The organism is Streptomyces sp. NPDC003077, from assembly GCF_040611095.1.
Taxonomy (GTDB): Bacteria; Actinomycetota; Actinomycetes; order Streptomycetales; family Streptomycetaceae; genus Streptomyces.
Genome location: NZ_JBEXNM010000012.1, coordinates 110,273 through 130,728, shown reverse-complemented (window position 1 = coordinate 130,728; position 20,456 = coordinate 110,273). Strand labels below are relative to the sequence as shown.

The window sequence follows — 20,456 nt, the reverse complement described above, 5'->3', positions numbered from 1 at the left end:
CGCCGCCCCGGGCCCGCGGACCGGCTCACCGGTTCGCGGGCCGGCGCCCCTTCCGGCGGGAACCCGCCTCACGGAGTCCGTGACGTGTGCGCCCGCAGGTGGGCTGTCACCGTCTTCACGAACAACTGGGGGTCCTCGAAGGGCAGGCCGTGCCCGCAGTCCAGCGAGACCAGCTCCGCCCCCGGGATCGACGCGGCCATTTCCTCCTGGTGGTGCGGCGGCACGATCACGTCGTGGATGCCCGCGATCACCAGGGTCGGGGCGGTGACGCGGGACAGCCGGTCGGTGAGGTCCAGTCGCAGGTTCACCTCCACCTGCCGGGCCATCCCCTCGGCGTCGAACAGCTCCGCGAACCCCCGGGCCGACTCCTCCAACCGCGCGGCGGAGGACAGCCGCAGCGCCCGCGGGCTCATGGCGGTCAACTGGATGATCCGCGCCAGCAGGTCCGGCTCGGTGCGCAGCAGGCGCAGCCACAGGTCGAACTGGAAGGTCACCCACGCGTCGGCGCGGACCCAGCCGGCGTGTGCCACCAGCGAGTCGACGCGCTCGGGCACCGCCGCCGCGGCGGCTGCGGCCACCGAGGCCCCCAGCGAGTGGCCGACGAGGTGGTACCGCTCCAGGCCCGCCGCCTGTGCCGCGCCCAGCGTCTGCGCCACGAGGTCGTCCACCGTCAGGGTGCCCCCGGGGTCGGTGGTGGCGCCCGAGCCGGACAGCACCGGGGCCACGATGGTGTACCGGTCGCGCAGTTCGGTGATGAGCGCCGCGAAGTTGGCCTCGGGCGAGGCGCCGGTCCCGTGCACCAGCACCAGACCGGGACCGGAGCCGGTCACCAGGTATTCCACCCGGCTCTCTCCGTTCGAGACCGGAACGCTGACGGTAGGCATGCGGGACTCCCTTGCTCGTGGCTGCCCGGGGCAGCGGGGGGATGTGAGGGGACGAGGCCGGCCGCGACCCCTGAAACGGGGGTGAGGGCCGCGGCCGGGCTGTGCGGGGCGGTGGCGGCTGGTGGCAGCGACGGGCGGACCGTGCCGGGAGGGGCACTGGTGCCGCGACCGGCGATGCTCGCCCGGAGAGGAGCGTCGTCCAGTGCGTGCGATCGCAAGGCAGTCGGACGTCCTTGTAGCGGAGCTACCAGGGCTTTTGGCCAGTGCCGCGAGCGTGCGTGCTGGGGGCGCGATGGGGCGGAGCCTGCCGGGAGGGGCACTAGGCCGTGGGCGCGGCGTCGGCGGTCTCGGTCGCCGGGGTGTGCGGTGCCGCCTTCTCGGTCGTCACGGTGCCGGTGCCCCGGCCACGCCGTTCGATCACGGTGGAGATGACGGCGAGGACGATGCCGGTGGCGGTGATGAGGGCACCGATCCAGTTGGGGGAGGTGTAGCCGAGGCCCGCGTCGATGGCGACACCGCCGAGCCACGCGCCGACGGCGGCACCGAGGTTGAAGGCGGCGATGTTGGCGGCGGAGACCAGGGTGGCGGGACCGCCGGCCAGTTGCATCACCCGGGTCTGCAGCGGGGGGATGGTGCCGAAGCCGACGCCGCCGAGGACGAAGAGGGTGACGACGGCCGCGGGCTTGTTGTGCGCGGTGAAGGTGAACAGCACCAGGACGGCGCACAGGCCGATCAGCAGGGTGAAGATGGTGGGCACCAGGGCCCGGTCGGCGGCCTTGCCACCGACGTAGTTGCCGACCACCAGGCCCAGGCCGTAGAGGGCGAGCAGCCAGGTCATGCTGGACGAGGAGAACCCGGCCACCTCGGTCATCATGGGCGTGACGTAGGTGAAGGAGGCCAGCAGACCGCTGAAGCCGATGGCGGTGACGGCCAGGCCGAGCCAGACCTGGGGGCGGCGGAAGGCGGCCAGTTCGCGGCGCAGGCTGCCACCGGTCTCGTCGCTGGCGGGAACCAGGACGAGCATGCCGAGCAGACCGATGACACCGAGGGCGACGACGCCCCAGAAGGCGGAACGCCAGCCGAAGTGCTGGCCGAGGAGGGTGCCCATGGGCATGCCCAGCACGTTGGCCAGGGTCAGGCCGGTGAACATCAGGGAGATGGCGCCGGCCTTCTTGTCCGGGGCGACGAGGCCGGCGGCGACCACGGACCCGACGCCGAAAAACGCGCCATGGCACAGGGCGGACAGCACACGGCCCGTCATCAGCAGCGCGTAACTGGGGGCCAGGGCGGCCACCAGGTTGCCGGCGATGAACAGCCCCATCAGTCCGGCCAGCAGGTTCTTGCGCTTCAGACGCGTCGTCACGGCGGTCAGGACCGGGGCGCCGACGACCACTCCGAGCGCGTAACCCGAGGTCAGCAGACCGGCGGTGGGGATGGACACGGAGAAGTCCTGTGCCACCTCCGGCAGCAGGCCGTTGGTGACGAACTCGGTGGTGCCGATCGCGAACGCGCTGATGGCCAGCGCGAGCAGGGCAAGTGGCATGGGAACGGGCACCTTTCAACGTTGCGTGCGAAGACTTGAGGCGTAAGAAAACATTGCAGACGCCTCATAAAGGCGCAAGCGACTAGAGTCCCTGTGCAACATGCCGAGTAGTTGACGGGCTGTAACGGGAGGTAGCCATCTACATCGCCGACGACGCTGTGGAAGTGCGCGTCCGGGGCTGGCGCCGACTGGTGGCGCTGCACTGCACCCTGGAGATCGCGCTCGAAGAAGCGCTCCGACACCACGACTTGTCCGTAGTGGAGTACACGGTCCTCGACGCCCTCCACTCCCAGGACGGCTGGCACATGCACATGCACCAACTCGCCCGGACCGCCGCGCTCAGCAGCAGCGCCACGACCCGGCTCGTCGCCCGGCTGGAGCGACGCGGCCTGCTGGAACGCCAACTGTGCACCAGCGACAGGCGCCGGGTTTACACCGAACTCACCGAGGCCGGCGCCGACCTCCTCCACCGCGTCCGGCCCCTGCACGACCGCACCCTCGACGAAACCCTGGACCGAGCGGCCCTCATCGACGAACTCGCCCCTCTCGTCGAGGCACTTGAGAAGTCCCCATGACCCTCCTCCGGCCCCGGGCGGGAGACCGGGGCAGCGCTGTGCAACTGCCGACCGTCCGCAGTTGCACGCGCCGTCATGGCAGGAAAAAGAAAGGACATGAGATTCTGCTCCTCCCGACGCCGATTCCGCGCATGACCGAACGCGTCGTCCGGAAAGTCACGGCGAACACCGCCGGATGCGTCATTCGCCGGGAAATGGTTCTCTAGCCGCGTTGCCGCCGTTCGCAAGGAGCGCGGCTCGGCGCTCTGCCAAGCGGCCACTCCGCACGACGCGTTCAGCCCGTCACCGGGCAGCGTCCATTTCCAAGGAACGGAATCCGTGAGCAGCAAACCCACGCATGCCCCGCCCATGCCGACGACGTTCGAAAAGCCGCCGAAACTGCCGTCCCTCACCGGCATGCGTTTTATCGCGGCAGCCCTGGTGTTCTTCTTCCACACCTCACTGGCGAAGATGCTCAACCCGTTCGAAGACGGCGACTTCGCACACGGCTACAGCCTCGTCCTGAGCAAGGCGGGCTGGCTGGGCGTCTGTTTCTTCTTCGTCCTGAGCGGTTTCGTCATGACCTGGTCGGCACGCCCCGGAGAACCGCTGGGCGGCTTCTACCGGCGCCGACTTCTGAAGATCTTCCCCAACCACGTCGTCACCTGGGCCATCGCCATGGTGCTGTTCGCCTCGACGATGCCCGGAATCAGCGTGTGGCTGCCGAACCTCTTCCTGCTGCACTCGTGGATTCCGGACCTGGACACCTTCGTCAGCGTCAACCAGCCCAGCTGGTCGCTCTGCAGCGAACTGCTCTTCTACCTCCTCTTCCCCCTCCTCGCCACCGTCGTGCGGAGGATCCCCGCCGCCCGGCTGTGGTGGTGGGCGGGGGCCGTCGTCGCCGGCCTGGTCGTCGCCCAGACCGCCATATACACCCTCGTCCCGGGCACGCCCCACCTGGCCGAATGGCCCCTGTCCGAGTGGCAGTGGTGGCTGTCCTACAACTTCCCGCCGCTGCGCCTCTTCGAGTTCGCGCTCGGCATGCTGATGGCCCGCATCCTCCGGACCCGGCAGTGGATCCCCGTCAGCCCACTGCTCGCGGCGGCGCTGACGGTCGCCGGGTACGTGGCGGCCCTTTTCGTCCCCTGGCAGTTCGGCCTGAACGCCACCACCGTCGTCCCCCTCGCCCTGCTGATCACCTCGGTGGCGGCCCGCGACGTCAGCGGCCGTGCCACCGGCCTGAGCGGCCGGAAGATGGTGTGGCTCGGCGAGATCTCCTTCGGGTTCTACCTCACGCACTTCCTCGTGCTGCTGGGGATCCAGCAGGTGCTCGCCGACCGCCGGTTCCCCACCCCCGCCGCGCTGCTGCTGGTACTGGGCGCCTTCGTGCTGTGCCAAGTGGCCGGCTGGCTCCTGTACGTGTGCGTGGAGCGCCCCGCCATGCGGCGCTGGGGCCGCCCGCGCCGCCCCCGCCCGCGGCCCGTCCCCCTCGCCGTCCCCAAGGGCCACGGCGCAGAGCCGGAGCCGGAGCCCGTGGGCTGAACCGGTCCCGCGCCGACCGGCCCGGCGGGCCGACGGTGCCACGCCGCCGGGCCGGGCCGCCCGCCGTGCGCCGCCGGGCCCGGCCGGCCGACCACCACACCGGCAGGCCCGGCCCGTTGCGAAGACGAAGACGCCCGCCCCACACCGTGGGACGGGCGTCTTCGTGGGGCGGGCGTCTTCGCCACCCGGACCGTCGGCTACACCACGCCGCGCAGCACCCCGCCATCGACCCGCAGCGCGGCGCCGGTGGTGGCAGCCGCCTGCTGGGAGCTGAGGTACACCACCATGTTGGCCACCTCCTCGGCCGTGGCCAGCCGACCCAGCAGCGAGGTGGGCCGCTCGCGCTCGATGAAGATCCGCCCGGCCTCCTCCATCGACTCCACCTCGTCGCCGACCATCTCGCGCACGAACTGCTCGACGCCCTCACTCATCGTCGGCCCGGGCAGCACGCTGTTGACCGTGACGCCGCTGCCCTTGACCGCCTCGGACATCCCGCGGGCGACCGTGAGCTGGGCCGTCTTCGTGGTGCCGTAGTGCACCATCTCCGGCGGCACCTGAATCGCCGACTCGCTCGAAACGAAGACCGTCCGGCCCCACTGCCGCTCCACCATCTGCGGAACGTAATGCCGGGCGAGGCGGATGCCGCTCATCACGTTGACCGCGAAGAACCGCTCCCATTCGGAGTCGGGAATCTCGAAGAGCGGCTGCGGGGAAAAGATGCCCGCATTGTTGACCAGAATGTCCACCTTGGGTTCCGCGGTGATGAGCGCCTCGCAGCCCTCCGCGGTCCCGACATCGGCCGCCACACCACGAATTCCCTCGGTTCCGCATTCCTCGATGGCCGCCCGAACGCGTTCCGGAGTGCGGCCATTGACCACCACGGTGGCGCCGGCGGCCCGCAGCCCCTTGGCGATGGCGAGCCCGATGCCCGCCGTGGAACCCGTCACCAGAGCCGTACGACCGGTGAGATCAATGCGCATGAAGACTCCTGTTGATCCGCGGGGAGGAAAACATTGCACAGCAAAATTGAACGCACTGGACAGAAACGTCCCAGCCGCCTACAGAATGTAGCTGCAATCGATAAACCACAACCGCGCAGCGCACGTTGTGCAAGAAACTTGACAAGCCGAGGAGAAGGCAATGGACTACGGGATATCGGGCCGCGTCGTCATCGTGACCGGGGCCGGATCGGGCATCGGACTCGCGAGCGTCCGCGCCTTCCTCGCCGAAGGTGCCCTGGTCGTGGGCGCGGATATCGACACCACCGAACTCAAGGCCCTGGCGGACACCGGCCGGGTCCTTCCCGTGTCCGTCGACCTCTCCGAGCCACACGCAGCGCGGCATGTGGCCGAAAAGGCCCTCGAAGAATTCGGCACCATCGACGTCCTGCACAACAACGCCGGTATCGCCCCGGTCCGGGAGAATGGTTTCCTCGGCGTCACGGACGACGAATGGACGACCACGCTCGGGATCAACCTCATGGGGTATGTCCGCATGGCGCGTGCGGTCATACCCCACATGCTGGAAAAGGGGCGCGGTGCCCTCGTCCACACCGCTTCCGAAGCCGCCCGGATGCCGAATCCGAGGCTTCCCGACTACAGCGTCTCCAAGGCCGCTATCGTTATGCTCTCCAAAACCCTCTCCCGTGAATTCACCGTCCGCGGTGTCCGGTCCAATGTGGTGTCCCCCGGATTCATCAGGACCCCCATTTACGACCGGCCCGGAGGCATCGCAGACGCCCTGTCGGAAGAGTTCGGAATGGAAAAGGAAGCAGCACTGCGACGCTATGTCGAGATCAACAAAATTCCCGCCGGGCGTCTCGGCAGCCCCGAAGAGGTGGCGGCGCTCGCGGTGTACCTGGCCAGTGACCTCTCCGCCTTCGTCTCCGGCGCCGACCTCGTGATCGACGGTGGCGTCACCCCCGTCGCCTGAGAGGCAAGGCCACCCCGCCAACGCCGAGCAGAACTCGCCCCTCGCCAGACGATAAGGAACACACATGCGGACAGTAGCGATCGTTCTTGGAACCCGTCCGGAAGCCATCAAGTGCGCGCCCGTGATCAAGGCCCTCAGGAACGACCCGCGGTTCGACACCATCGTGGTCTCCACCGGGCAGCACAAGGAGATGCTGGAGGAAACGCTCGACGCCTTCGATCTCAAGCCCGACATAGATCTGGGCATCATGAGGCCGAAGCAGACGCTCTCCGGTGTGACCTACAGAATCCTGCGTGAACTGCCCAAGGTCATGGAGGACATCCAGGTCGACGCGGTGGCGGTGCACGGCGACACCGCCACCACGCTGGCCGGCGCGCTGTTCGGCTTCCAGCACCGTATCCCCGTCGTGCACATCGAGGCGGGCCTGCGCAGCGGCGACCTGGGCTCCCCCTTCCCCGAGGAGGGCAACCGGCGCCTGGTCGGCCAGCTCGCCTCGCTGCACCTGGCACCCACCCCGGGCAACAGCGCCAACCTCATCCGCGAGGGCATCGCCGAGCAGGGGATCGTGGTCACCGGCAACACCGTCATCGACGCCCTGCGCTGGGCGGCGGACAAGGCCGAAGGCTACGGCGACCCCCGCCTGGAGGACCTCGACGAGGACCCCCGCCGCATCGTCCTCGCCTCGGCCCACCGCCGCGAGGGGTGGGCGCACATTCCCGACATCGCACGCGCCCTGGTGCGGATCGCCGACCGCTCCGACACCCGCGTCGTCCTGCCGCTGCACCGCAACCCCGTCGTCCGCGAGGCCATGCTCCCCATCGTGACGGGGCACCCCGACATCACCGTGGTGGACCCGCTGGACTACCTCAGCTTCTGCCGCCTGATGCAGCGCTGCGACATCATCCTCTCCGACAGCAGCGGCGCGGAGGAGGAGGGCCCCGCCCTGGGCAAGCCCACCCTGGTGCTGCGTGACATCACCGAGCGCCCGGAAGCCGTCGTCGCCGGCACCGCACGGCTGGTGGGCCGCTCCACCGACCGCCTGGTGGCGGAGGTCGCCTCGCTCCTGGACAGCGACGAGAACTACCGGCGCATGGCCACCAGCGCCAACCCCTACGGAGACGGCAGGGCGGCGGAACGCACGGTCGGCGCGCTCGCCCGCTTCTTCGGCCAGGGACCGGCGGTTCCGCCCTTCGTCCCGGGCAGCGAGATCGACGCCGCCGCCTCCGCGCTGGTTTCCGACAGCGTGCTGGCGGAGGTCCGGTGAACCGCACCACCCCGCTCTCCTGCGGCACGTCCGAGATCGACGTGCACCTGCTGGAGGACGCCGAGGACTTCCTCGTCCAAGGGCGCCGCATCGTCGTCAACACCGGGACCCGGCCGGCTCTCGTGGACGGGGACCCGGCGAAGCCGCTGCCGCCCTTCCACTCCACCGTGCTGGTCGACACCGTGATCCGCCGCGCGGAATCCGTCGTCCTGCTGCGTGTCCACGACGGCGCCCTCGCCCACCGCACCACCCGGGAACCGGGATGGGCCACACTCGGCGACATCCTGGCCGAGACCACCGGGAACCCGGACGCGTTCCCCGCCGGCATCCCCTTGTGGCGCGGCCCCCAGTCCCCCGCGGGGCACGTGCTCATGGACGCGGCGGCCGTCCTCGGCGGCGACGAGGCACCGGCGAGGAATCCGGAGAGATTCCGGGTCCAGGTGAACCTGTGGTTCGCACCGGCCGGTACCGACTGCGCCATCCACAACGAACACGGCTTCATCGAGGTGCACACCCAGGTCCTCGGCAACGGCCGCATGCAGAAGTTCCGCGAACGCGACCACAAAAGCCTGTACGAAGACCTTTACATGGCTCCTGGTTACACAACGCCACAGCCCTTTTGCTCACTTCAGCCGGACGGCTCGTTCAGGTATCCGTGGCACCAGTACTACGCGGACACCGACAGCGTGTGGCTTGCCGTCGAATACCACAGGGAGACGCAGTGAAGCCCGCCGAATACCGGAGAGAGATCACCCGCCCCACATTCGCGCCGCAGGTCGTCGCGGACCAGCTCCGTGACGGTTACTGGCTGGAATCCCCCGACATCGACGGCGACGGGCAGCCGGACCTGTTCGGCTACGGCCTGGCGCTCGGGGAGATCTACTGGTACCAGAACCCGGACTGGACCCGGCGCCTGGTCGTGGACCGCGTCAGGATGCCGGTGGGAGCCGACTACGCCGACATCACGGGTAACGGCCACCCCGACATCATCGTCTGCCACGAGCTGTACGGGCCGATCGGCACGATCCACGACCCGGACCCGCGGGGCGGCAAAATCGACTGGATAGAGAACCCCGGGGACGCGGGAAAGACCGAGGACCGCTGGCAGCGCCACTACATCGGGCGCACCACCGGAATGCACCGGCTGCGGGTCGGTTATTTCACTCAGCGCGAGCGTCTTGAGGTCATCGGCCTGCCGATCGTGGCCGTCGAGGACGTCCATGCCGTACTGCCCGTCGTCATGTTCACCCAGCCGGACGATGTCCGGTCCGCGGAGGAATGGCCGATGACGGTTATCGACGACACGCACTTCAGGATGATCCACGGCGCGGAGAAGAAGAGCGGATTGATTCCGGGCTCCGACCTGGAGTCGATTCTGCTCGCGTCGGACGAGGGCGTCACCTGGCTGTACTTCGACGAACCCACGCAGAGCTGGCAGCGCGTCCTGATCGGAACGGGCGAACTGACCCAGTTCCAGCAGACCGGTTTCCGCGGCAGCGGAGACCTGGACGCCGGCCGCGTGGGAGACGACCCCATGGCGTATGTGGCGGCCGTCGAGCCCTTCCACGGCAACACGGTGGCCGTATACGTCAAGGACTCCAAGGGGACGGAAAAGGAACCCTCGTGGAAGCGGTTCCTCCTCGACGTCTACGGCGACCCGAACGAGAACGGCGAAGGCCCCGGGCACCAGATCGTCTGCGCCGATTTCGACGGAGACGGCGAGGACGAGTTCCTGGTGGCCCTGCGGGGCCCGTGGCCCTGGCAGGGAGTGATGTATTACAAGGCGATCGACTTGGAGAACGGGGTGTTCACCAAGTGGCGCGTGGCCGACGAATCCGTCGCCCGCATCGCGACCGGAGACTTCAACGGTGACGGACGCCTGGACTTCGCCACGATCGCCTACGCAGTGGACAACTACTACGTCGCCAAGGACGCGAAGCTGATGCTCTACCAGAACCAGACGGCGCGAAAGGACCGCTGACGCAACGGGGGAGGCGGCACTCCGTGCCCGCCTCCCCCCGCCGTGAGCGAGAACGGCACTGCACTCCGGTCAACGGCAGCTCCGGGAGGCGCACCCGCCGCACTTACCCCCCACCGCCTGCCCCCTGCTTCGTGCCCGCCTCCCCACCCACGAGCCAGAACACCACTCCGCCTCACGGCAGCTCCGGGAGGCGCACCCGCCGCACTTACCCCCCACCGCCCCCCACTTCGTGCCCGCCTCCCCACCCACGAGCCAGAACACCACTCCGCCTCACGGCAGCTCCGGGAGGCGCACCCCCTCCGTACGAGCCCACGCGCATACCTCCGCACCGCCCTCTGCTCCACGCCCGCCTCCCCCGCCGTAAACGAGACCGCCACCCGGCCCACGGCAGCCCCCAGAGACGAACCCGCCGCCGCGCCCGACGGACGCGCCTTCGCACCGCCCTCTTCCCCCCACGGCGTCCCGGAGGGTTTCATTCGCCCCATGAGACCCATACGCACCAAGGCGGGGCTGTTCGGCGCCGCGTTGATCACTGTCCTGCCGCTTGCCCTGCCGCTCGCGGCGGCGTCCCCGTCCGTCGCAGCGTCGACCAAGGTCCGCGAGTCCGGTGTCGCGTCGCCCACCGTGGAGGAGCAGCGGCTGGCCGAGGCCGTGCCCCAGGAGATCCTGCGGCGGAGCGGCTTCGACCGGCCGGCCGAGCGGTTCGCTCACGGGCTGACGCGGATCGGTTCGTACCACGCGGCCGAGCGGTACGCCGCGCACGCGGGACGGGAATTGTGGCGACGGGCCGTGGACCGCGTGCAGGGGCGCGGGCCTGCCGGCGGCGACCTGAGCCGGGACGACGACCGGCCGCTGTACTGGGCGCGGCTGGCCATGACCAAGGCGCTGCGCACCTGGCAGCCGGACTTCCCGCTGTCCGGGGCCCGGCGTGCGGCGCTCATCGATGCGCTGGAGCGGGGTTCGCGCGGCCAGGACTCCATCAATCTGCCCGGCGGCAAGCACGTCCTGCGGGTGGTGGTGACCGGCTTCGACCCGTTCCAGTTGGACGGCGACATCCGGCGCAGCAACCCTTCGGGCGCGGCGGCGCTCGCCCTGGACGGAACGACCGTGCGGACGGCCTCCGGGCGGCTCGCCCGCGTCGAGACCGCCGTCTTCCCGGTGCGCTGGGCGGACTTCGCTCGGGGCACGGTCGAGCGGACGCTGCTGCCGCACTTCCGGGGGCCGCGCCGGGTGGACCTGTTCACCACGATCAGCCAGGGCCGCCCCGGCCGCTTCGACCTGGAGCGCACCAACGGCGCCTGGCGCGGCGGCGCCGCGGACAACGCCCGGGAGGGGCAGCCCGAGCTCGCGCCGATTCCGCGCGGTGTCCCGACCGTGCGCCCGCAGCCCCAGTGGACGAGCACCACGCTCCCCTACGAGAAGATCATCGCGGCCGGCACCGGACCGTTCCCGGTGCACGACAACACCTCCGTCACGGAGATCCCCGCGGGCGGCGACAAGCCCGTGCAGCGGCCGAACGGCCCGACGCCGGGTTCGACGGCCCGCGCCGGTGGCGGCGGGGATTACCTCTCCAACGAGATCGCCTACCGGGCGACCCTCCTGCGGGACGCGGTGCGCCTGAACGTTCCGGGCGGGCATGTGCACACGCCGGTCCTGGAGTTCGGGCCCGGCAATACCGATCCGGCGACCGGCACGGTCACCGATCCCGTCTTCGTACGGAACCGGACCGCCATCACCGGTCAGATCCGCTCGATCCTCGTCGCCGCCTTGTCGGGGGCACGGGGCGGGACGTCGTAAGGCCCACGTCCGGCGCGTGCGCGTCGACGAAGCCCGCGTGCGGCCACTGTCTTCCCCATGGGTCGCCCTGGCGCGGTTTCGTTCCGCTATGACCACTATGACCGCTACGCCATGGCCAAGAGGCGAGGATCGCGGGAACGCCGCTGCGCCGGACCTGCCAATCTTGTGTGGTTTTCGTGTACATGACACTGCAAAGCGCCGATGCCCTGTACGGTGCGATGCGATCACTGCTGACAACTTCAGAGAATGGAGACAGCCATGCGTCTTCTCGCGCGTCGTCTGTCGCAGGGGGCCGTGGCCTTGGTCGCGCTCGCCGCGTTAGGAGCGGGTTCGGCCCAGGCGGTGGAACAAAGCGAGCCGGTCAAGTCCCCGTATCTCAGCGCCGAGGAACAGGAGTTGCTGGACTCCGGCCGGGCCAATTCCGTGACGATCGACCCGGCTACCGGCCACATCATCGGGGCCCGGATCGAGAATTCCATAAGCGTCAAGAACAGCTGCGGAAGCGACGACGGCTGTTACTACAGCGGTAAAGTCCCCTACGCCCACCAAGGGTTCTATGGTTCCGCCGGAACCGCGCGGGGCAACTGGCCCTACCGCAGCGGCTACTACACCGGCAAGTACACCGCGCGAGCTTGCTGGACCACCGGCGGAAGCGCCGTGTGCAGCCAAGCAAAGCTCCCCCCTCGCGTGTCCGCGACCTTCGGCGGCACGCTCGTGACCGGTACGTCGTTCACCATTTACTAATCGTCAGGGCGCGTGCCGCTTGATGCGGCGAGAACCACGCAGAATTTCGGTGCCGCGATACTTATGGGTATGGCGGCACCGAAACCTTTAGAGGGCCCGGAGATACTCCGGCCGAGGTTGAGCCTCATCGGTCTTCGGCGGGCCTTCGGCACCTGCCCTCCCCGTGAAGTGGCTGTGCCGATGGCCACTATGGGGTAGGCGGCCAAGCCCGTAACGTTCAGCGCATGACGCGATTGATCGTCGCAGCAGGAGGCGGGGGCGACGCAGTCGCCGCCGCGATGCTTCACGCCGCCCTGTACGGCGACGAGGACCACGCGGTGATTCTCACCTACGCCTGGGACCGCCTCCTGGTCGACCCTGTCCCGGGGCCCCGAGGACCCGACAGTTTCGCGGGACTCGAACCCGTCACTCGCTCCGTCTGGTCGGTACCGGCCGAAGCCCGGCCGATCGCCCCAGCGGGCTCTACGCTCCCCCGGCTCGCGGCTGAGCTCCCGCACACCTTCGCTCTGCTCGACCCGCACCACGGTGCCGTGGGCATTACGCGCCAACTGGAGGAGATGGCACACCGCTTGGCTCCGTCCTCGATCGACCTTCTCGATGTCGGCGGAGACATTCTCGCCAGGGGCGACGAACCGACGCTAAAGAGCCCGCTCGCCGACGCTCTCACGCTTGCCGCCTGCTGCCAGGTGAACGCCCCGATCCGGTTGCTGGTCGCAGGCCCGGGGCTGGACGGCGAGGTCCCACCCGATGAACTGCGGCCCCTGTTCGGATCCCTCGTTCATGTCTTTACGGCGAAGGACGTGGAGGCGATCGGTCCTGTGCTGGAGTGGCACCCCTCGGAGGCGACAGCCATGCTCGCCGCGACGGCCCGCGGAGTCCGCGGCATCTGCGAGGTACGCGACGCCAACCTCCCCGTTGGCCTCACCGACGAGGGAGCCACGGCGCACGAAGTCGACTTGGACGACGCGATCGGCCGGAACCGCCTGGCCCGCGCCATCACCGCGACGACCAGTTTGGACGAGGCCGAGGCGTACAGCCGCGAGGTCTGCGGCTTCTCGGAGATCGATTACGAGCGCGGAAAGGCAGCGCGGCTCACCGGGCAGCCGTCGACAAAGCTGGAGCCCGACGACGTACTGACGCGACTCGACCGGTTCCAGAGCGAGGCCCGGGCCCGTGGGGTCACCCATACGACGTTCCGCCACATCACCGAAGCCCTGCACCTCAGCGGCTCGCACAGGGACGCCCTGCGCCGACTGCTCATCAACAATCGCCCGGAGCAGTACGCGGCTCCCCTGTGGCGCGTCCCGTCCAATGGCTGAGTGACTCCCCAAAGGCTGAGTGACTCCGCAAGGCCTGATGTGAGCGGGGCTCGGGGACCGGCGGGGGTGGGAGCGAGCGGTCGTTCACGCCCGGCGTTGTCAGTGGCAGCGGGCATGATGGGGCAATGATCGTCGCCGCAGCAGAATTCGCCTCCGCGCCGCTGGACATCGATGCCAACGCCGCGCGGATGGCCGCGCTCGTCACCGAGGCCGGCGGGCGCGGTGCCCGTCTGGTCGTCTTCTCCGAGTTGGCTCTGACGCATTACGAGCTGGGTGCCATAGCGGCCGAGCCGGAGCGGCTGTCGGTCACCGCGGACGACGTCCGGCTCGCTCCGGTCCGCGAGGCCTGTCGGGCGTCGGGGGTCGCGGCGGTGGTCAACGCGCCGGGGCGGGTCGGTGGGCCGGTGGGGGCGGACGGTTCCGATGAGGTGGCGGTGGGAGTGCGGTTGGCCATCGCGTCCTTCGTCTTCGGGCCGGACGGTGAGCTGCTGACGCGCTACGACAAGCGGCATTTGTACGGGCCGGAGAATGATGTGTTCGTGCCCGGGGCGGCCGAGGGCCGGTTCGCCTTGGACGGGCTGCGCTTCGCGCTGGCGACGTGTTACGACAACGCCTTCCCGGAGGTCGCCGCGTCCGCCGCCGCTGACGGGTGCCAGGTGTACCTGGCGAGTTCGTTCCACGGCACGCCCGAGCGCGTCGCACAGTACGCGGATCTGGCGCGGAACAACGGCCTGTACGTGGTGCTCGCCAACGGCACCGGCGTCGGCAGCGCCGGCCCGGCCTGCGGCCACAGTGGCGCGTGGTCGCCTTCGGGCGAGCAGGTGGCGCGGGCCACGGAGATCACCGACGCGGGACGTGCGGCGGAGGTGGCCAAGGGGCCCCGGCTGGTGCTGGTGGAGGTGGGTTCGGGTCCGGATGGCGCGTGGGGAGCCGGTGGGGGCGGGCTCGCGGTGGACGGGGAAGTGGCCTCCGGTACGGGAACCACCAGCGGTGACAGACCGGCCGCCATCACTCTGATGTCGGACCCGCGGGTGGCCGCGATCCCCGTCGTGGAGAGCGGCGAGCCCTTGCTCGACCTGCGGTCCGAGGCCCCCGCCCTGCGGCTGGACGTCATGCGGGAGGACGAGGACGGGGCCTTCGCGCACCTGCGGGAGGGGCTGCTGCTGCGGCTGCTCAAGGCGCAGGAACTGCTGCCGGACGGGCTGCGGCTGCTCGTCGTGGAGGGGTACCGGCCGCCCGCCCTCCAGCGCCGGTACTTCGCGGAGTACGAGGAGGAGTTGCGCGCCGCGCATCCGGAGTGGACGGCGGACGAGCTGCGCGCCGCCGCCAGCCGCTATGTCTCGCCGCCCGAGGTGGCGCCGCACTGCGCGGGCGGTGCCGTGGACCTCACGCTCGTCACGGCCGACGGCACCCTCGTGGACATGGGCACGCCCCTCGACGCCACCCCGGAGCAGAGCGACGGCGCCTGCTACACCGAGGCGCCCAACATCTCCGAGACGGCCCGCGCCAACCGTCGGGTCCTCGGCGCCGCCCTGTCGGCCGCCGGGCTGGTCAACTATCCGACCGAGTGGTGGCACTGGTCCTACGGCGACCGCTACTGGGCCCTGCTCACGGGCGCCCCGCATGCCTTGTACGGGCCGAAGGAACCCTCCGGTCGGGACGAGCCGGAGACGGAGGCGATACCGGCGCTCTGATACGAGGGTCGCCCGGCGGCGTCGCGCAGGGGCGTCGTTCAGCCCCGCACGCCCTGTACGGCCCGAAGGAACCCTCCGGTTCGGGCGAGCCGGAGACTGAGGCGATACCGGCCCCCTGATACGGGGATCGCCCGGCGGCGTCGCGCAGCGGTGTCGTTCAGCCCTGTCGCCCAGTCCTGCCGTTCAGCGGTGCCGCCGTGGCCTGGGCCCGGCCTGGCGTCGGGGTGGGCCGCAGCGTCCGTCTTCCCTCCGGCCTCCTGCCTGGGGGCGGAGGCGGGGAGGCGTCGGCTGCCGCCTCCCCGCGCGGGTGCGCCGGACGACGCTGCCGCCGGGCCGGTGGTCCGGCCCTCACTCGCCGAAGGCCAGCTCCCCCAGCACCTCGTACGACGCCTGTGCCCCCGCCCGGGTCACGGCCGCCGCGCCTACCCGGACCGCGAGGCGCGCCGCCTCGGCCGGCGCGTCCCCGCGGGCCAGGCGGACCGCGAGGGCGCCGGTGAACGCGTCGCCCGCGCCCGTCGTGTCCACGACCTCCACCCGCTCGCCCGGGACGGCGGTCTCCTCCCCCGCCGCGTCCAGCACGAAGGCGCCCGCACCGCCCAGGGTGACCACCACCGAACGGGCACCCCGCGCGCGCAGGGCGCGGGCCCACTCCTGCGGGGAGCCGTCGTCCAGGCCGGAGAGCAGCCGGGCCTCGTGCTCGTTGACCACCAGCGGGTCGGCGGCGGCGAGGAGGTCGGCCGGCAGGTCGGCGGGCACCGGGGAAGGGTTGAGGACGACGCGGGTGCCGGTCTCGACGGCCGTGGCGGCGGCGGCCCGCACCGTCTCCATCGGGGTCTCCAGTTGCAGGGAGACGACGGCCGCCGCCGCGATGACGTCCTTGGCCGCCGCCACGTCCTCGGGGGTGAGCGCGGCGTTGGCTCCGGGCGAGACGACGATGCTGTTGTCCCCGTCCGGCCCGACGATGATCATCGCGGTACCGGTGCGGGCCCCGGCGTCGGTGATCACGTGGCGTACGTCGGTGCCGGCCGCGCGCTGGGCGTCCAGCAGCAGTTCGCCGTACGCGTCACCGCCGATCCGGGCCAGCAGGGCCGTACGGCCGCCCAGGCGCGCCGCGGCGGCGGCCTGGTTGGCGCCCTTGCCGCCCGCCGACTCGTCCAGGTCCGTGCCGAGCACGGTCTCGCCCGCGCCGGGGCGCCGGTCCACCCGGACGGTCAGGTCCGCGTTGGCCGAACCGACCACCAGTACGTCATACATCGGCTTCTTCTCTCCCACGGGATCGTCCGTCACTCGTTCAAAGATCACATCGGGCGGCCGACGGATGGAGAACCGCCACCCCCTGCCCCGGCGGCCCTCAGCCCTCGTACTGCTTCGCGTTCCGGGCCGTCACCAGGACCACCGGCACCTTGATCTCGTGCGGCAGTTTCTCGCCGCGCGCCGCCTTCAGGGCCCAGCGCACCGCCTGCTTGCCGAGCAGTCTGGGCTGCTGGGCCACGGTCGCGGTCAGGGTGCCCGCGCGGACCGCCGCCACACCGTCCGGTGTGCCGTCGAACGCCACGACCTTGACGTCCTTGCCGGACCTGGCGCCCAGGGCCTTGGACGCGCCGAGGGCCATCTCGTCGTTCGCGGCAAAGACGCCGTCGAGGTCGCGGTGGGCCTGGAGCATGTTGGACATCACGTCCATGCCCTTGGTGCGGTCGAAGTCGGCGGGCTGGCGGGCGACCACCTGGATGCCCGGGTAGCGCTTGATGCCCTCCTCGAAACCCTTGCCGCGTTCGCGGGCGGCCGAGGTGCCCGGCTGGCCTTCGAGGAACGCCACCTTGCCCTTGCCGCCGAGCGCGTCGGCCAGCTTCTTGGCGGCCAGCCGCCCGCCCTCGACGTTGTCGGAGGCGATGGTGGAGCCGACCTTTCCGCCGTTGACCCCGCGGTCGATGGAGATCACCGGCACGTCGGCCCGGTTGGCGACGCCCACGGCGGGGACGGCGGCGTCGGAGTCGACGGGGTTGATGATGGCGGCCTTCACGTTCTGGCTGGTGAAGGTCTCCATCTGGTTGATCTGCTGGGTGGGGTCGTTCTGCGCGTCGGTGATGTTGATGTTCAGGCCGCGGGCGTCCGCCTCGGCCTGGGCGCCTTCCTTGATGCCGACGAAGAACGGGTTGTTCATCGTGGACAGCGCGAGCCCGAGGTGGGTGTTGCCGCCCCGGTCGCATCCGGACACGGTGGCGGTCAGCGCCACGGCGACCGTCGCGACGAGCACCGCCCGCCTCCGGGCCGACTTCATACGGGGCCCCGTCCCTCGGTCCGTCATCCGGGCCGACCTCGTAGGGGCCTCCATCCCCCGGCCCGTCGTCCGCTCCGTCCGCGTCCCCCGCGCCCTCATCGCGCGCTCCGGCGCCGCAGCGTGTCCAGAAGGACGGCGACCGCGATGACCAGGCCGGTGGCCACCTGCTGCCAGAACGCCGAGACGCTCAGCAGGTTGAGGCCGTTGCGCAGCACGGCCAGGATCAGCGCGCCGATCAGGGTGCCGGACGCCTTGCCGGAGCCGCCGGAGAGGCTGGCCCCGCCGATGACGACGGCGGCGATGGCGTCCAGCTCGTAACCCACGGCGGCCTGCGGCTGGGCGGAGGTCAGGCGGGAGGCCAGGACGATGCCGGCGACGGCCGCGAACAGGCCGGACAGCGCGTAGATGACCAGCTTGCGGCGCTTGACGTGGATGCCCGAGAGCCGGGCCGCCTCCTCGTTGCCGCCGATCGCGAACATCGCGCGGCCGGTGTACGTACGGGCCAGCACCAGCGCCGCGATCAGCCCCATGGCGATCATCACCAGCACCGGGACCGGCAGCCAGCCGCCCAGCGTGTCGCCGAGCGCGCTGACGGACGAGGGGAAGGCGATCGGCGAGCCGCCGGAGATGACCAGCGCGAGACCACGCCCGACCGAGAGCATCGCGAGCGTCGCGATGAAGGCGGGCAGCCGCCCGTACGCGACCAGCGCGCCGGAGACCAGTCCGGCCGCCGCGCCCACCGCGAGTCCCAGGACCACCGCGAGCCAGACCGGCAGACCCTGCTGGGTGGCCGCCCAGCCGACGACGGTGGCGGAGAGCGCGGCGACCGAGCCGACCGACAGGTCGATGCCCGCCGAGACGATCACGAAGGTCACGCCGAAGGCGAGGATCGCGGTCACCGACGCCTGGACGCCGACGTTGAGCAGGTTCTGCCCGTTGAGGAAGTCCCCGGAGAGGATCGCCATCACGACGACCAAGGCGATCAGGCCGCCCAAGGGGCCGTTCTTGAGAACCGCCCGGGTGAACCACGGGCCGATGCCGTCCGTGGATGGTGCCCGTCCCGCCGCCTCCGCGGCGGCTCCCGTCTTCAGCTCAGCCGACATCGGAGCCCTCCATCGCGCTCTGATCCTTCGTGTGGTGCTTACCGGTGGTGGCGGCCGGGGCGCCCTTCGGGCCCGATGGCTCGGTGCCCTTGGGGCCCGATGGCTCGGTGCCCTTGGGGCCCGTCTGCACGGCCAGTTCCATCACCGCGTCCTGCGTGGCCTCCCCGGCCGGCAGCTCGCCGGCCAGTCGGCCCTGGGCCATGACCAGCACCCGGTCGCTCATCCCGAGGACCTCCGGCAGATCGCTGGAGATCATCAGTACGGCGTGCCCGGAGGCCGTCAGTTCGTTGATGAGCTGGTAGATCTCGACCTTGGCGCCGACGTCGATGCCGCGCGTCGGCTCGTCGAGGATCAGCAGCCTGGTGTCCGTCAGCAGCCACTTGCCGATGACGATCTTCTGCTGGTTGCCGCCGGAGAGGGTGCGGGCGGTCTGCTGGAGCCCGCTCATCCGCACCTTGAGCCGCGCGGCCACCTGGTCCGCCGCGCGCCGCTGGGCGCGCCGGTCCACCAGGCCGCCCCGCACGTCGCGGTCCAGCCGGGCCAGCGTGAGGTTGTCCTGCAACGTCGCGTCCAGGACGAGCCCTTGGGCCTTGCGGTCCTCGGGGACGAGGCCGAGCCCGGCGCGCATCGCGGCCCGCACGTCGCCGCGCGGCAGCGGGACGCCGTCGACCTCGACCGTCCCGGTGTCGTACCGGTCCACGCCGAAGATCGCCCGCGCCACCTCCGTACGCCCGGCGCCGACGAGCCCGGCCAGGCCGACCACCTCGCCGGCCCGCACCTCGAAGTCGATGCCCTCGAAGACCGGCCCGGCGGCCCCCGGCGCCTTCCGGCCCAGGCCGCGCACCCGCAGCAGCGGGGCGCCGGGCTCGTCGGGGCGCTGCCGGGGGTACTGCTCGGCGATGTCCCGGCCCACCATGAGGCGGATCAGCTCGTCCTCGTCCGTCCGGGCGGGGACCTCGCACACCGAGCGGCCGTCGCGCAGGACGGTGACCCGGTCGCCGAGCGCGCCGATCTCCTCCAGGTGGTGGGTGATGAAGATGATCCCGACGCCGGACGAGCGCAGCTCGCGGACGATCGCGAACAGCGTCTCGACCTCCTCGGAGGTGAGGACCGCCGTCGGCTCGTCCATGATCAGGACGCGCGCGTCGAGGCTGAGCGCCTTGGCGATCTCCACCATCTGGAGGCGGGCGATGCCCAGTTCGGCGACGGGGGTGTTCGGGGAGACGTCCAGCCGCACACGCCGCAGCAGCTCCGCCGCGCGGGCGCGCATCGTCTTCTTGTCGACGAGCCCTAGGGCGGTGCGCGGCTGCCGTCCGAGAAAGATGTTCTCGGCGACGGTGAGCCCGGGGACGAGGTTGAACTCCTGGTAGATGGTGGCGATGCCGAGCCGCTCGGCGTCCTGCGCGGAACGGATGGCGACCTCTTCGCCGTCCACCAGGATGCGGCCCTCGTCCGGGCGGTGCGCGCCGGAGAGCATCTTGATCAGCGTGCTCTTGCCCGCGCCGTTCTCGCCCAGCAGGACGTGCACCTCGCCGGCGCGCAGACTCAGGTCCACGCCGTCCAGCGCCCGCACGCCCGGGAACGACTTCGTCACCCCCTCGACGCGCAGCAGTTCGCGGCCACCCGGTACGTCGTCGTTGACGCCGGTCATGCGCTGCCCCTCTCTTGTCGGTCCTGGTCCTCGTGCCTGGTTGTGGCTGGTCGTGCCTGGTTGCGCCTGGTCGTACCTGGTTGTGCCTGCTTGCGCCCTGTCGTTCCCGGGCTTCGCGCGCTGCGGACGGTCGTCGGCACGGATGGTTTCGTCGCGCGGGGTTTCCGGCT

General features: G+C 70.7%; 15 protein-coding genes and 1 pseudogene. 10 read left to right on the top strand and 6 right to left on the bottom strand.

Annotated features, from left to right (window positions below; all coding sequences use genetic code 11):
- Positions 1-68 precede the first annotated feature (68 nt).
- Positions 69-884, bottom strand: a complete 816-nt coding sequence (locus tag ABZX96_RS11610) for an alpha/beta hydrolase (RefSeq protein WP_355541709.1) — start codon at positions 882-884, stop codon at positions 69-71.
- Between the two features lie 319 nt (positions 885-1,203).
- Positions 1,204-2,427 (bottom strand): MFS transporter, encoded by a 1,224-nt coding sequence (locus ABZX96_RS11605; RefSeq protein WP_355541706.1) that lies wholly within the window; start codon positions 2,425-2,427, stop codon positions 1,204-1,206.
- Positions 2,428-2,591: 164 nt separating this feature from the next.
- Between ABZX96_RS11605 and ABZX96_RS11600 the strand changes: the two genes are divergently transcribed.
- A complete protein-coding gene (locus ABZX96_RS11600; protein WP_355541703.1) occupies positions 2,592-3,002 on the top strand; it encodes a MarR family transcriptional regulator in 411 nt (136 codons plus the stop codon).
- A 318-nt stretch (positions 3,003-3,320) separates the two neighbouring features.
- The gene (locus tag ABZX96_RS11595; protein ID WP_355541700.1) at positions 3,321-4,523 is read left to right on the top strand and encodes an acyltransferase; all 1,203 of its coding nucleotides are present in this window, start codon (positions 3,321-3,323) and stop codon (positions 4,521-4,523) included.
- 197 nt (positions 4,524-4,720) lie between these two features.
- Here ABZX96_RS11595 and ABZX96_RS11590 read toward each other — a convergent pair whose 3' ends face one another.
- Entirely contained in the window at positions 4,721-5,503 is a 783-nt protein-coding gene (locus ABZX96_RS11590) for an SDR family oxidoreductase (protein WP_355541697.1), read from the bottom strand.
- A 160-nt stretch (positions 5,504-5,663) separates the two neighbouring features.
- On the opposite strand from ABZX96_RS11590, the gene ABZX96_RS11585 reads away from it, so the two are divergent.
- From ABZX96_RS11585 to ABZX96_RS11550, 8 genes are all read left to right on the top strand, one after another.
- A complete protein-coding gene (locus tag ABZX96_RS11585; protein WP_355541694.1) occupies positions 5,664-6,455 on the top strand; it encodes an SDR family NAD(P)-dependent oxidoreductase in 792 nt (263 codons plus the stop codon).
- A gap of 64 nt (positions 6,456-6,519) precedes the next feature.
- A complete protein-coding gene (gene wecB / locus ABZX96_RS11580; protein ID WP_355541691.1) occupies positions 6,520-7,719 on the top strand; it encodes a UDP-N-acetylglucosamine 2-epimerase (non-hydrolyzing) in 1,200 nt (399 codons plus the stop codon).
- Entirely contained in the window at positions 7,716-8,444 is a 729-nt protein-coding gene (locus tag ABZX96_RS11575; protein WP_355541688.1) for a hypothetical protein, read from the top strand. The genes wecB and ABZX96_RS11575 overlap by 4 nt, the downstream gene beginning before the upstream one ends.
- Positions 8,441-9,700: a VCBS repeat-containing protein gene (locus ABZX96_RS11570; protein WP_355541685.1), complete on the top strand. Its 1,260-nt coding sequence runs from the start codon at positions 8,441-8,443 to the stop codon at positions 9,698-9,700. Before ABZX96_RS11575 ends, ABZX96_RS11570 begins: the two co-directional genes overlap by 4 nt.
- Positions 9,701-10,183: 483 nt before the next feature.
- A complete protein-coding gene (locus tag ABZX96_RS11565) occupies positions 10,184-11,497 on the top strand; it encodes a pyroglutamyl peptidase (RefSeq protein ID WP_355541682.1) in 1,314 nt (437 codons plus the stop codon).
- 258 nt (positions 11,498-11,755) lie between these two features.
- Positions 11,756-12,241 (top strand): hypothetical protein, encoded by a 486-nt coding sequence (locus tag ABZX96_RS11560; RefSeq protein ID WP_355541679.1) that lies wholly within the window; start codon positions 11,756-11,758, stop codon positions 12,239-12,241.
- Positions 12,242-12,465: 224 nt separating this feature from the next.
- A complete protein-coding gene (locus ABZX96_RS11555) occupies positions 12,466-13,560 on the top strand; it encodes a DUF1152 domain-containing protein (RefSeq protein WP_355541676.1) in 1,095 nt (364 codons plus the stop codon).
- A gap of 125 nt (positions 13,561-13,685) precedes the next feature.
- A complete protein-coding gene (locus ABZX96_RS11550; RefSeq protein ID WP_355541673.1) occupies positions 13,686-15,254 on the top strand; it encodes a nitrilase-related carbon-nitrogen hydrolase in 1,569 nt (522 codons plus the stop codon).
- Between the two features lie 348 nt (positions 15,255-15,602).
- On the opposite strand, the gene ABZX96_RS11545 is transcribed toward ABZX96_RS11550, so the two are convergent.
- The 3 genes and pseudogenes from ABZX96_RS11545 to ABZX96_RS11535 form a co-directional block, all read right to left on the bottom strand.
- Positions 15,603-16,508: a ribokinase gene (locus ABZX96_RS11545; protein ID WP_355541670.1), complete on the bottom strand. Its 906-nt coding sequence runs from the start codon at positions 16,506-16,508 to the stop codon at positions 15,603-15,605.
- Between the two features lie 97 nt (positions 16,509-16,605).
- Positions 16,606-18,569 (bottom strand): annotated as a pseudogene (locus ABZX96_RS11540) (substrate-binding domain-containing protein).
- A 55-nt stretch (positions 18,570-18,624) separates the two neighbouring features.
- On the bottom strand, positions 18,625-20,286 hold the full coding sequence (locus ABZX96_RS11535; RefSeq protein WP_355541667.1) for a sugar ABC transporter ATP-binding protein: 1,662 nt from the start codon (positions 20,284-20,286) through the stop codon (positions 18,625-18,627).
- Between the last annotated feature and the right edge of the window lie 170 nt (positions 20,287-20,456).